The 14020-nt window shown below is 58.2% G+C and carries 7 protein-coding genes and 2 pseudogenes; all 9 read left to right on the top strand.

The genetic code is table 11. The features are described 5' to 3' along the window. Entirely contained in the window at positions 1 to 984 is a 984-nt protein-coding gene (dppD, locus tag Electrica_RS01020) for a dipeptide ABC transporter ATP-binding protein (protein WP_141963105.1), read from the top strand. Beyond that, complete coding sequence (dppF, locus tag Electrica_RS01025; protein WP_131049367.1) at positions 981 to 1994, top strand: dipeptide ABC transporter ATP-binding subunit DppF; 1014 nt, start codon at positions 981 to 983, stop codon at positions 1992 to 1994. Before dppD ends, dppF begins: the two co-directional genes overlap by 4 nt. Positions 1995 to 2486: 492 nt before the next feature. Further along, a complete protein-coding gene (gene bcsO, locus Electrica_RS01030) occupies positions 2487 to 3059 on the top strand; it encodes a cellulose biosynthesis protein BcsO (protein WP_141963107.1) in 573 nt (190 codons plus the stop codon). Between the two features lies 1 nt (position 3060). Next, positions 3061 to 3853 (top strand): annotated as a pseudogene (locus Electrica_RS01035) (cellulose synthase operon protein YhjQ/BcsQ). 19 nt (positions 3854 to 3872) lie between these two features. Then, on the top strand, positions 3873 to 5984 hold the full coding sequence (gene bcsA / locus Electrica_RS01040; RefSeq protein ID WP_141963111.1) for a UDP-forming cellulose synthase catalytic subunit: 2112 nt from the start codon (positions 3873 to 3875) through the stop codon (positions 5982 to 5984). Further along, positions 5981 to 8461 (top strand): cellulose biosynthesis cyclic di-GMP-binding regulatory protein BcsB, encoded by a 2481-nt coding sequence (gene bcsB, locus Electrica_RS01045; RefSeq protein WP_141963113.1) that lies wholly within the window; start codon positions 5981 to 5983, stop codon positions 8459 to 8461. Before bcsA ends, bcsB begins: the two co-directional genes overlap by 4 nt. Next, positions 8458 to 12510, top strand: a pseudogene (locus Electrica_RS01050) (cellulose synthase subunit BcsC-related outer membrane protein). The gene bcsB and the pseudogene Electrica_RS01050 overlap by 4 nt, the downstream one beginning before the upstream one ends. Next, entirely contained in the window at positions 12510 to 12986 is a 477-nt protein-coding gene (bcsD, locus tag Electrica_RS01055; protein ID WP_160704469.1) for a cellulose biosynthesis protein BcsD, read from the top strand. The pseudogene Electrica_RS01050 and the gene bcsD overlap by 1 nt, the downstream one beginning before the upstream one ends. 11 nt (positions 12987 to 12997) lie before the next feature. Further along, positions 12998 to 13990 (top strand): glycosyl hydrolase family 8, encoded by a 993-nt coding sequence (locus tag Electrica_RS01060; protein WP_141963117.1) that lies wholly within the window; start codon positions 12998 to 13000, stop codon positions 13988 to 13990. Positions 13991 to 14020: the final 30 nt, after the last annotated feature.

Consider the following 14020-nt stretch of genomic DNA (forward strand, 5'->3'; position numbering starts at 1 on the left):
ATGGCGTTATTGAATGTTGATAAATTATCGGTGCACTTCGGCGACGAAGGGACACCGTTTCGCGCGGTAGACCGCGTGAGCTACAGCGTTAACCAGGGTGAAGTGATTGGCATTGTCGGCGAGTCCGGCTCCGGTAAATCGGTCAGCTCCCTGGCTATCATGGGGCTGATTGATTACCCCGGCCGCGTGATGGCGGAAAAGCTGGAATTTAATGGCCGCGATCTGAAGCGTATTTCAGAAAAAGAGCGCCGCCAGCTGGTGGGGGCGGAAGTGGCGATGATCTTCCAGGACCCGATGACCAGCCTCAATCCCTGCTACACCGTCGGCTACCAGATTATGGAAGCCATTAAGGTGCATCAGGGCGGCAATAAGAAAACCCGTATTCAGCGGGCTATCGATCTGCTGACGCTGGTGGGCATTCCTGACCCGGCATCACGTCTTGATGTCTATCCGCACCAGCTCTCCGGGGGGATGAGTCAGCGCGTGATGATCGCCATGGCGATAGCCTGCCGACCCAAGCTGCTGATTGCCGATGAACCGACCACCGCGCTGGACGTGACCATCCAGGCGCAGATCATCGAGCTGCTGCTGGAGCTGCAGCAAAAAGAGAACATGGCGCTGGTCCTGATCACTCACGATCTGGCGCTGGTGGCGGAAGCCGCGCACAAGATTATCGTGATGTACGCCGGTCAGGTGGTGGAAGCCGGCGATGCGAAGGATATCTTCCGCGCACCGCGCCATCCGTATACTCAGGCGCTGCTGCGCGCGCTGCCGGAGTTTGCCCAGGATAAAGCGCGGCTGGCGTCGCTGCCTGGCGTGGTGCCCGGGAAATATGACCGCCCCAACGGCTGTCTGCTAAACCCACGTTGCCCCTATGCCACGGATAAGTGTCGCAGCGAGGAGCCGGAGCTGAACCGCGTTGATGGCACCCGTCAGTCGAAATGCCACTACCCACTGGATGATGCCGGGAGGCCTATGCTATGAGTACCCATGAGGCCACCACGCAACAGTTTTTGTTGCAGGCCATTGATCTGAAAAAATATTACCCGGTGAAGAAGGGGCTGTTTGCCCCTGAACGGCTGGTTAAGGCGCTGGACGGCGTCTCGTTTAACCTTGAACGCGGAAAGACGCTGGCGGTGGTCGGCGAGTCCGGCTGCGGAAAATCGACGCTGGGCCGTCTGCTGACGATGATAGAGATCCCGACCGGCGGCGAACTTTACTATCAGGGGCAGGACCTGTTAAAGCCAGACGCCACGGCGCAAAAGCTGCGGCGGCAGAAAATCCAGATTGTGTTCCAGAACCCCTACGGCTCGCTGAATCCGCGCAAAAAAGTGGGACAGATTCTGGAAGAGCCGCTGCAGATCAATACGTCACTGAGCAAAGAACAGCGCCGTGAAAAAGCGCTGGCGATGATGGCGAAGGTCGGGCTGAAAACCGAGCATTACGATCGCTATCCGCATATGTTCTCCGGCGGTCAGCGGCAGCGTATTGCGATTGCCCGTGGTCTGATGCTGGACCCGGACGTGGTGATTGCCGATGAACCCGTCTCGGCGCTGGACGTGTCGGTTCGCGCGCAGGTGCTGAACCTGATGATGGATCTGCAGCAGGATATGGGGCTGTCGTATGTGTTCATCTCCCATGACCTGTCGGTCGTGGAGCACATTGCGGATGAAGTGATGGTGATGTATCTCGGCCGCTGCGTGGAGAAAGGGTCTAAGGACCAGATCTTCAACAATCCGCGTCATCCGTATACCCAGGCTCTGCTGTCGGCCACCCCCCGTCTGAACCCGGACGATCGCCGCGAACGTATTAAGCTGACCGGCGAGCTGCCGAGTCCGTTGAATCCGCCGCCGGGCTGCGCCTTTAATGCCCGCTGTCGTCGTCGTTTCGGCCCGTGCACGCAACTGCAGCCGCAGCTGAAGGACTATGGTGGACAGCTAGTGGCCTGCTTTGCCGTCGACCAGGATGAAAACCAGCAAAAACCGCTCGCCTGATGTTCCCCGCTGCTGTCGAAGGCGCCAAAACTTTCGACAGCAGCCGCTTATTATGCCCGGAGAAGAGTAAGGCTTAAGAAAGTACCTGGCCGATGTTTTTAGCTTAAATAATTTATTCGACCTATTTCTACAACGATATAAAAAGACTAAAATATATCCCATCAAGCGTCATAGCTATTTGTTCTGCTCATCACCTCAAGATTAATGAGATAAAAAACGGATTATTTCAGTGGCACCGCAAGTTCTGGCCGGGTGGCGTCTGGACCTCCTAAAAAATGGAGCTATCATTTTTTATAAGAAATGGTAGGGTAACCACAAAACTATCAGTGATTTACGCTACCTTGTTCGATACCCCCCTATAACGTCATTGCATTGTTGGTCATTCTGACCAACTTAAGTTGATGAAAAACAATAAAATAAACTATGCTCTAAAGGCGTAGTATTAAAATAAAAACAGCTAAAATATTATTTTTTAGAATCATGAGGTTATCCATGACCCATTATGATGATTTGCAGCGCTTCAAGGAAAAGACTCGTACGCAAAGTCTGGATTTCAAGGACCTTTCATCACACGCCGCCGCCAGAGAACAGGGAGATTGGGTTATTCTCAATCAGCTTTCGCCTGGGGAAAGCAAAGAGTCTTCTCTGGCCATGGGAGGGTCGGTATCGTTGCCGATACCACAGCCGGTCCCTACGGATATGTTTCATTGGGTTGAAGCTGAACCCGCGCACTCGCCGTTATCCTTGTCGCCTGCAACCCCGGCTCCGGTAATACCATCCCCGGTGTCCGTCTCTGCTCCGCATGACCCTCTTCCGGCTGTAGAAAATACGCTGGCAGCGGAACCTGCGCCGACAATGGCCGCGTCCGTTGCGCCCGCTCCAGTCGTTGCACCCGCCCCAGTCGTCGCGCCAGCACCACCGGTCGCTGTTCGTCCGGTCGTACCGTCTGCGCAGGCGGCTGAAGGCTATGCTCATTTATTTGCGGTAAAAGCCGTTGAACCGGTGGCGAAAAATAAAGATCAGCCGCTGAAATCACTTTTAGAAAGGATTGCGACATGCCGTTGATTTGCGTGTGTTCTCCCAAAGGCGGCGTAGGAAAAACGACCCTCGCGGCAAATCTGGCTTATTCGTTAGCTCGCGCCGGCAGCAAAGTTCTGGCGATCGATTTTGATGTGCAAAATGCGCTACGCCTGCATTTTGGCGTCCCTCTGAGCGATGATCGCGGCTATGTCGCGAAAGCGCTGGAGCTTCACGACTGGAGCCAGTGCGTGCTGAGTGCGGGCAGCAATATCTTTGTTCTGCCCTATGGCGACGTCAGCGACGCACAGCGTCAGGCTTTTGACGAACACCTGACCAGCGACCCCCATTTCCTCACCCGTGGGCTGGCGGCCTTATTGAATTACCCCGGGTTAGTTATCATCGCCGACCTGCCTCCAGGCCCTTCACCGGCGCTGACGGCATTAACGCCGCTGGCCGATCTGCACCTGATCCCGCTGCTGGCGGATACCGCCTCGATGTCGACGCTGTCGCAGGTGGAAAAGCAGCGTTTAACCGGCGGTAAGCTCAACCACAAACTTGGGCACTTTTTCGTGCTGAATCAGAGCGATAATCGCCGTCAGGTCAGCCGTGACGTCACCGCGCTGATGGAGGATAAACTGGGCGATCGTCTGTTGGGTATTATCCATCGTGATGAGAGCGTCGTTGAAGCGAACGCTTCCCAGAAGTCGATTCTCGACTTTAGCTCTTCCTCTGCAGCCGCCTTTGATATTGAAATCATGGCAAAAAAAATCTCTGCGCTGTTGGGTATTAAAATTGGCGACGGCACGGTGCACAGCCAGCCTCGTATGTCAGGGCTTTAACTTATTGCAGGGCTGCTGAATGAAAAAGTCTCTTTTCTGGTTGCTGGTACTGGTGCTATCGCCTGTTGCCGTTCTGGTCATTATTACGCCGATGGACAGCCAAAAGCAGTATCTTTTTGGTCTGCTAAGCATCGGTATTCTGTTTTTAATGGGATTTAGCAAAAAGCGCAGCATTTCGGTCATTATGGTCGTGACTTCGCTGCTGATGTCTACCCGTTATATGTATTTTCGCCTGACGCAGACCCTGCATTTTAACTCTACTATTGAGACGGTGCTGGGGATGGGGCTGTTTCTGGCGGAAGTTTATATCTGGGTGATGCTGCTGCTGAACTACCTGCAAACGGTCTGGCCGCTGAAGCGCGAAATTGTCCCGTTGCCGGATGATATGAGCACATGGCCGACGGTTGATATCTATATTCCGAGCTATAACGAACCGCTGGAGGTGGTGCGCGATACCGTTCTGGCGGCGCAGTGTATCGATTACCCGGCGGATAAAATGAAAATTTACCTGCTGGATGATGGTAAACGTAGCGAGTTCGCGGTATTCGCCGCCGACGTTGGGGTTGGCTATATCACCCGTAATGATAATAAACACGCCAAAGCGGGTAACCTCAACCATGCGATGACCATCACCCAGGGTGAGCTCATCTGTGTCTTCGACTGTGACCACGTCGCGACCCGCGTATTCCTGCAGGCGACGGTTGGCGGGTTCCTCAAGGACCCGATGCTGGCGCTGGTACAGACGCCACACTACTTCTACTCGCCGGACCCGTTCGAGCGTAACCTTTCCGTTGGCCGCAATATTCCGAACGAAGGGATGCTGTTCTATGGCCCGATTCAGCAGGGCAACGATAACTGGAATGCGACCTTCTTCTGCGGTTCCTGCGCCGTGATTCGCCGTAAGGCGCTGGAAGATATCGGCGGCTTTGCGGTGGAAACCGTCACCGAAGATGCGCACACCGCGCTTAAATTTCAACGTCTGGGCTGGAAATCATCGTTTCTCGACATTCCACTGGCCGCGGGTTTAGCCACCGAACGTTTAGTTGTGCACGTCATTCAGCGTACCCGCTGGGCGCGTGGCATGACGCAGATTTTCCGTCTCGATAACCCGCTACTGGGTCGCGGACTGACCTTCCAGCAGCGCCTGTGTTATCTCAGCGCGATGATGTACTACCAGTTTGCCCTGCCGCGGGTGGTGTTTGTGACCGCCCCGTTAGCTTATTTGCTGTTTAACCTGAATATTATTTACTCCTCGGCGAGCCTGATCGTCTCGTATGCGCTACCGCATCTGTTCCTCGCGATTTATGTCGGCTCGCGGATGAACGGCCGCTATCGCTACAGCTTCTGGGGGGAAATCTATGACATCGTGCTGGCATTCCACCTGGTGCTGCCGACGCTGGTGACGATGATCTTCCCCAAACGCGGTAAATTCAACGTGACCGACAAAGGCGGGCTGCTGGATGTGGGTTACTTCGACTTTACCGTCGTCAGGCCGCATCTGGTGGTGGCGTGTTTGCTCGCGGCTGGCGTGATTGTCGGTATCGTCAGGGCCATTGGTCATGACTATTTCGGCTCTGATCCTAACGTTATCGCGCTGAACGTCGGCTGGGGGCTGTACAGCCTGATCTTCCTGCTGGCGGCGATTGCCGTCGCGCGGGAAACCCGCCAGGTGCGGAAAACGATCCGCATCGACGTCAATATTCCGGTATTAATTCACTACGCCAGCGGCATCGTTTCGCGCAGCCATACCGCAGACCTGTCGATGGGCGGATGCCGTGTCGCGGTCCCGGACGATCGTCATCTGCAGGATGATATCGAAGAGATTGAACTGATTCTGCAATCCGGCGCGATTTGTATTCCGGCCGAACAGGTTATCGCGGACGAACGCTTTATTCGCCTTAAGTTTGATGAAAACATTCCTCTCTCTCTGCGCCGTGAACTGGTGCGAGTGGTGCTGGCGCGCGCCGATGCATGGATTAAGCCGCCGCGCCCGCAGGACAACCCGTTCCGTTCGTTTGTCACCATCTTACGCTGTGTATTTGAACTGTTCTGGCTGAGCTGGAAAACACGTCGCAGCCGCCGCCAGCAGAAACCTGTTGCGAGTACCGCGCAGGAGGATGGCCAATTATGAAACGATTAACCACGCTTGCGCTGCTGGCTGGCATGTTTTCTATACCGGCGCTGCACGGTGAAGAGGCGCCGGCCGATCGCTCTGCGCCGCTGAATTTCCCGTTACCGGGCGTGACCACGGGTGGCATCCCCGCCAATGAATCCGCGTCGAGCGCCGGGGCGGAGTCGTCGGCCGCGCCAGATGTTCCGGTGACGGCAGACCCCTCTGCCGCGTCAGAGTCATCGATCGCATCGACCCCCGCGACAACCGAACCGGTGGCGGATCCGGCCGCCTCACTCCCCGTTATGCCCCCACCGGCCAAAACGGCAGTAGCGGATGTCGCGCCGTTAACCTCAATAGTCGGGGGCAGTCTTAATCTGGCTCAGATGGGGATGCCGGATGGCATTATCCTCAGCGGCGGTCAACAGCAGGGTGGCGCCTCTTTTACGCTGCCTTCAGACCAGGTGGTGACCCACGCGGAACTGATGCTGGATGTTCAGGTTTCGCCGGATATGGCCGCCCGCAACGCCACGCTGCAATTGATGCTCAACGGCCAGCCTTTAGGTACGGTGCCGCTGGGCACCAACGAGGCGGATATTTCGCATTATCAGCTGGATATTCCAGCGGCGCTGATGGTCTCCAGCAACAACCTGAGCTTCAAAGTGAATGATGGCGACAACATGCAGTGCCTGCTCAATACGCCTGACACGTCGGGAGTCACGATTTTACCGGCTTCGCGTTTTAAGTGGGAAAGCCAGCCGCTGAATCTCAGCAATGATTTGAGCCATTTCCCGCGTCCCTTCTTTGACAGCATGCAGATGACCCCGGCGGATATCGCGGTGGCCTATCCGGAGAAATCGGCAGCGGATATCTTCAGCGCCGCAGCGCTGATCTCGTCGTGGCTGGGTATTCAGGCGGATTATCGCGGGATTGCTTTTAGCGCGCTGCGCGACCGTTTACCGGAGCGCCACGGCATTATTATCGGCCATCCGGGCGACCAGGTCGGCGGGCTGACGCTGCCGCAAACCGATAAACCGCTGCTGCAGATTGTCGATAACCCGGGTAACCCCACCTACAAACTGCTGCTGATTGTCGGGCAAAACGATGCGGACCTCCGTGCGGCAGCCTGGCGGCTGACCCGCGGTAATATCGCCCCGCAGACCGCGAGCCTGAGCGTGGATCCGCAGGCGATCCCTATCGACAAGCCGTATGATGCCCCGCGCTGGATCCCGACCGATCGGCCGGTAAAAATCAGCGAGCTGCTGCGTAAAGATCAGAGTATGACCGTAAGCGGCGTCTGGCATGAACCGCTGCGCGTGGCTTTCCGCGCCGCGCCGGATCTCTATCTGTGGGACGGGCAAACCATTCCTTTGCAGATTGGCTACCGTTTCCCGTCGGAAAACTGGATTGATGAGGATCAGTCGTTATTAAGCGTGACGCTCAATAACACCTTCCTGCACAATCTGCCGCTCAATAAGCAGGGGCCGCTGGAGAAAGCATGGCGTCAGCTGGGCGGCGATGTGCGTCAGGAGCGGTTTACCATTGCGCTGGCGCCCTATCTGATCTACGGGGATAACCAACTGTCGCTCTATTTCAACGTGGTGCCGAAGCAAAACGCCCCCTGTTCGGTGGTGCTCAATAGCAATATCAAGAGCCGGATTACCGATGATTCGTGGATTGATTTAAGCAATACGCGCCACTTCTCGCTGCTACCGAACCTCTCCTATTTCGTCGGTGCGTCGTTCCCGTTCTCGCGGTTGGCGGATTATTCGCAAACCACGCTGCTGCTGGCGGAAAAACCGTCGGAAACGCAGGTCGCCACGCTGTTAAACCTGGCGGCTCGCTCGGGTAACGCCACCGGCACGGCGCTGGCGAACAACCGGGTTGTTTTAGGCGTCCCCAGCGGCGGGGCGGGCCTTCAGTACCTGCGCGATCGCGATGTGCTGGTGGTCAGCACCCTCGATCAGAAAACGTTTAACCAGCGCTTGTTAGAAGATTCTCCTTATTATCAGACGGATAATCAGCTGGGCGTGCGCGAGTCGGGACTGAGTTCAAAAATACAGCGCTGGCTGGCCGGCGACTGGACATCCGCCAGCCTCGATGCCGATCGCTATCTCTCCTCCAGCAGCGCCTGGCGTGGCTTTATTAGCTACCGTTCGCCGTGGAACCCGCAGCGGACGGTGGTGGTGGCGATGGCCAGCACCGATGATCAGTTGACGAAGCTGGAAAGCGACCTTGATTCACCGCGAATCAACGCCGGTATCCGTGGCGATACGGCGATTATCACCAGCGACAATGGCGTTCGCAGCTTCCAGGTGAGCACGCCATTCCCCAGCGGGCAGATGCCGTGGTACATGATGGCCGTCTGGTATGCCAACCAGCACTCCGGTCTGCTTGCGCTGCTGGGACTGCTCGCGACAACGATAATCGGCCTGGCGCTTACCGCCATGTTTAAACGCCATGCACGCAAGCGTCTGAATTCGGGGGACAGCCAATGAAACGAGCCATTAAAATGAAGAGCAGGGCGACCCGCAGATTATCAACGTTTTGCCTGTCCGGCGCGCTGACCCTTGGCGCCCTCGGCGATGCCACGGCGGCGGGCAATGATGCCGCATTGCAGGCGCTGTTTGCCCAGGCGAACTACTGGCATGAAAAATCGCACGATGAGCTGGCGATGGAGTCGCTGCAGAAAGTGCTGCTGGTTGACGCCAACAACGCGCAGGCCATGTATCTGATGGCGCTGTGGGCCCAGCAGGGCGGCGACCTTCAGACGGCCGCCCAGTGGCGGGCGCGGCTGGCGAAAGCGTCGCCAGACAGCCCGAACCTGCAGGAGCTGGATAACGCCAAAAAATTGTCTCAGGTGCCGCAGGGGCAGCTGAGTCTGGCCAGACAGCAGGCGCGCAGCGGTAATATTCCGGCGGCGCTGGCGACCTGGCGCAGCATGTTCAACGGCAACACGCCGCCGCCGGGGCTGGCTGGCGAGTACTACATGACCATGGCCAGCGACAAGACGCTCTATCCGCAGGCGGTTAATGAGCTGCGTCAGTACGTGGCGCAGCATCCGCAGGAAAACGCCCCGCGCGTCGCCTTAGGCAAGGCGCTGACCTGGCGGGAAGATACCCGGCGGGAAGGGATCTCCATGCTGGAATCGATGGCCAGCGGCAGTAAAGATGCCGACAGCGGTCTACGCCAGGCGCTGCTGTGGCTGGGGCCGCAGGAGGGCGATCAGGCGTTTTACGATACCTGGATGCAGCGTCACCCGCAGGATACCGAAGTACAGAATTACTATCGCCAGCAGATAAGCGGCCAGGCGCGCGGTCAGGGGTTCGCTAACCTCAATAGCGGCAATACCACGGCGGCGAAACAGCAGTTTGAACAGGTGCTGCAAACCAACCCGCAGGATGCGGACGCGCTGGCCGGGATGGGATATATCGCCCAGCGCAACGGTGACTTCCAGGCCGCATCGCAGTATTTAAGCCGGGCGGCGGATCTCGGCGGTAATGATTCGGCGGCGCGCCGTCAGCAGGCGGCGGATGCGCTATTCTACGGTCAGCTGGCGCAGGCCCAGCAGGCGTACAAACAGGGCAATATTAGCCAGGCGCTGGCGCTCTCTGCGCCGCTGGTTCAGCAGAGTGGGGCGCGGGGTGCATCGGCCAAACTGTTCCGTGCCGATGTGCTGCGCCATAACAAAGATCTCCCTCAGGCGGAACAAACGCTGCGCTCGCTGCTCAGCGAGCAGCCGCAAAATGGCCCGGCGCGCGAGAACCTTTACTACATCCTGCGCGAGCAAAATAAAACGGCGGAAGCGCAGGCGATGTTACGCACGCTGCCGGAGAGTTTGCAGCAAAAGCTACAGCCGCGCATCGTGACCGGTATGCCGGGAGATTCGCTACGCCGGCAGGCGCAAGAGCAGGCCAACAGCGGCAACGTCAACGGCGCTATCGCGACATTGCGCCAGGGGGTCTCCCGCTACCCGGATGACGCCTGGATGCGTCTCGACTTAGCCCGCCTGCTGCAAAAATCCGGCAATGACAGTGAGGCCGCGTCAACGATGGCCGCCGCGTATCGCCCCGGCGCCAGCAGTAACGCTCTCTATGCCGCCGCGCTGTTTGCCAGTGAGAACGGCGGCTGGCAGCAGGCGCAGACGCTGCTGGGGCGGATCCCCGCCGCCAGCCAGACCAGCCAGATGCGCGACCTGCGTCAGCGGGTCAACTACAACCTGCAGCTGACCACCGCGCAAGACTATCTCGCCCAGGGCAACACGGTGGCGGCCTCGAATACCCTGAAAGCGATGTCGGCCACGCCGCCAAAAGCACCGGCTGACGTGGGTAAACTGGCGCGACTGCTGGCGCAGAGCGGCGATGTTGCCACGGCGGTAACGCTGGTGCGCAACAATATCAGCGGCGGAATCAGCGGCAACGCCGGCGACTATGCCGATCAGGTGGCGGTCCTTAATCAGGCGGGGCTGACCAATGAAGCGCAAACGCTGCTGGCGAACCCGCAGCTTCAGGCAAGCAGTACGCCGACGCAACTGGCGAGCATCCGCAATGGTTACGTGATCAACGAGGCCGATCGTCTGCGGGAGCAGGGCAACTACGCCGCGGCGTATGACAAGCTGATGGGCGCGATGCAAAGCGACCCGCAAAATACCGATCTGATGTTCGCGATGGCGCGTCTTTACCAGAGCGGCAAAATGAACAAAGAAGCCGGGGTGGTTTATGACTACCTGATGACCCGCGATACGCCGGATCAGGCGGCGCGCTCCGGCGCTATCGATGTCGCGCTGTCGGCCGGCAATAACGACCGGGCAGCGCAGCTGGCCGGCGGATTGCGTCAGGACAACACGCCGGATCGCCTGCTGCTGCTGGCGCGCGTCGCGGAAGCGCAGGGGCACCATCAGCAGGCGATGACGTATCTGCGCAGCGCGCGCGGCAAACTGCTGGGGCTGCAGAGCAGCAACAGCGCGCAAACGCCGACCGTTGGCGGCGTGCTGGCGGCGGATAACCCCTTTGTCGGCGTCTCCCGTACACCGTCCACGACGCGAACGGCGTCGGCCTACGGGCAGTATATGCCGTGGCAGGTTTCCTAGGTGTCGACAGGCAGCGGAACCACGCTGCCCGGCATCCAGCGTTCCGACCTTCCGCTGGAGACCGCGCAAACCCGTATGCTGCGCCAGGTCGATACTATGATGGAGTCGCTACAGGATAAAACCGGCACCTGGCTGCAGGGCGGCATGGAAGTGCGTGGCCGCGACGGCGAATCCGGGACCAGTAAGCTGACCGAGATGAAAACGCCGCTGACCTGGTCCTCATCGCCGTTCGGCGACTCGCGTTTTGACTTTACCGTGACGCCGGTTTCGCTGAATGCCGGCACCGCCAGCGGCGACGCCTGGCGACGCTACGGTGCGAACCCGCTCTCCAATGCGGTCTCCAACATGGTTTCCACCGCCACCAGCGCGCAGGCGGCGATTACGGGGATGACCGAGACGGAGCGTACGGCGTACTTTGCCAGCCATCCGGGGGCCCTGGCCTTGAGTTCGCTGGGGACGTTGGATGCGTCAGATTTTAACGCCACGACCCGCAGCGGGATGGAGAATCTGGCGAAACTTGGTACCTATGACTCCGGACGGGTCGCTGGCTATCTGGCTTCGTCCAACCAGAAACCGAATGTCGATCAGACCAGCGGTTCGACGGATGCGCAGAAGGCAAATGGCGTCGAATTAGCCCTGGCGCTGGGCGGCGATGATTATCGGGTGGACATTGGCAGTACGCCGCTGGGCCAGGATCTCAACACCGTGGTCGGGGGTGTGAAGTGGTCGCCGAAACTCACCAACTACCTGTCGTTGATCTTTACCGGTGAGCGCCGTTCGCTGACCGACAGCCTGCTCTCTTACGTCGGGCTGAAAGATACCTACTCCGGGAAAACCTGGGGGCAGGTGACGAAAAATGGCGGAACCCTGCAGCTCAGCTACGACGATGGCGACGCCGGTTTCTACGTCGGTGGCGGCGGCTACAGCTACATTGGCAGCGATGTCGCCAGCAACACCAGTATCAACGCCAACGCCGGGGTCTATCTGCGACCTTACCATGATGAATATCGTCAGCTGCAGGCCGGTCTGAGTATGAGCTACATGGATTACTCGAAAAACCTGAGCTACTTCACCTATGGTCAGGGGGGCTACTTCAGCCCGCAGAACTACGTAAGCGTCTCGCTGCCGGTTAACCTGACGGAGAAGTATGACAACTGGACGATGAAGCTTGGCGGCTCGGTGGGTTATCAATCCTATAGCCAGGATAAGAGCGCCTACTTCCCGACCAATCCTGAATGGCAGCAGACCCTGGAGACCGCGGTAACCAATGGTTTTGCCAAAGAGGCATACTATTCAGCGACCTCGAAGAGCGGCATTGGCTACACGCTGCGTGCCGGGGCGGATTACAAGGTGAACAAACAGATGACGCTGGGCGGCCAGATTGGCTACGACACCTTCGGTGATTACAACGAGAGCACCGCCGGTCTCTATATCCGCTATATGTTGGGAGATAACTGATCATGACGGACAAAAACAACGCGGAAGTCATGGCCTGGTTTCAGCAGCAGCAAACCCCCGCGGGATGGTTTGATCTGCTGCTCATTATGATTGACGGGATGCTGAACAACGCCGGCGAGCTGGAGAGTCAGCCATTTTTACGTCAGATGGGGGAAGCCCTGGCCGATCGCTACCCGCTGCCGGAGTCAGAAACCGTCGGCCAGCTGGAGGTCAACATCAACCAGCTGCTCAGCCGCTTTCAGTGGGGGTTCGTCAGCGTGGATGTGGGCGATGACGGTCTGCGTTTACGTCATCGCGCGCTGCCGGTGAGTCGTGATGATGCGCGTCGTGTGCCCTGGTGCAATGCGTTTTGTGCCATACTCGAGGGGCTTTACTCTCGCTGGCTACAGGGACAAGGGGGCGGCGCGCATGTGGTGTTACAGCGTGAGCGGCTGTTCTCGGTTTCTGATGTTCAGTTTCTCTACTTCCATCCATAACGGGTGAACATATGTCTTTGCGTGCTGTAATCGCTGTTATGGTGACGATGGTGCTGCTGCCCCGCGCGTGGGCAGACACCGCCTGGGAAAGCTATAAATCACGTTTTATGATGGCTGACGGGCGAATTGTGGATACCGGCAACGGTAACGTTTCGCATACCGAAGGCCAGGGGTTCGCGATGCTGCTGGCCGTGGCCAAAAACGATCGGCCCGCCTTCGACAAGCTGTGGCAATGGACCGATAAAACGCTGCGCAATAAAGACAACGGGCTCTTTTACTGGCGCTATAACCCTGTGGCGCCGGACCCTATTGCCGACAAGAACGATGCGACCGACGGCGATACCCTGATTGCATGGGCGCTGCTGCGTGCGCAGCAGCAGTGGGGGGACAAATCCTATGGCAACGCGTCTGACGCCATTACCGCATCGTTGCTGAAAAATACGGTGGTGACCTTTGCCGGTTATCAGGTCATGCTGCCTGGCGCCACAGGCTTTAACCGCAACGACCATCTTAATCTTAACCCCTCCTACTTTATCTTCCCGGCATGGCAGGCGTTTGCCGCGCGTACGCATCTGGTAGCCTGGCGTAAGTTGCAAAGCGATGGGCAGGCGCTGTTGGGCAAAATGGCATGGGGCAAAACGCAGCTCCCTACCGACTGGGTTGCGCTGAAAGCCGACGGCAGGATGGAGCCGGCGAAAGAGTGGCCGCCGCGGATGAGCTATGACGCGATTCGCATCCCGCTGTATCTCGCCTGGGCCAATCCGCAGAGCCCCCTGCTGACGCCGTGGAAAAACTGGTTCCAGAGCTATCAGCGGTTGCAAACCCCCGCGTGGATTAACGTCAGCACCAATAACGTCTCCCCGTGGTTCATGACCGGCGGCCTGTTGGCGGTTCGCGACCTGACCATGGGCGAGACGCCGGAGGATCCGCAAATTACCGCTCAGGATGATTACTACTCCGCCAGCCTGAAACTGTTGGTCTGGCTGGCAGGGCGCAATCGGTAAGCGTACCGTCTTCGCCCGGCTTGCCGCAGT

The organism is Klebsiella electrica (assembly GCF_006711645.1).
Taxonomy (GTDB): domain Bacteria; phylum Pseudomonadota; class Gammaproteobacteria; order Enterobacterales; family Enterobacteriaceae; genus Klebsiella; species Klebsiella electrica.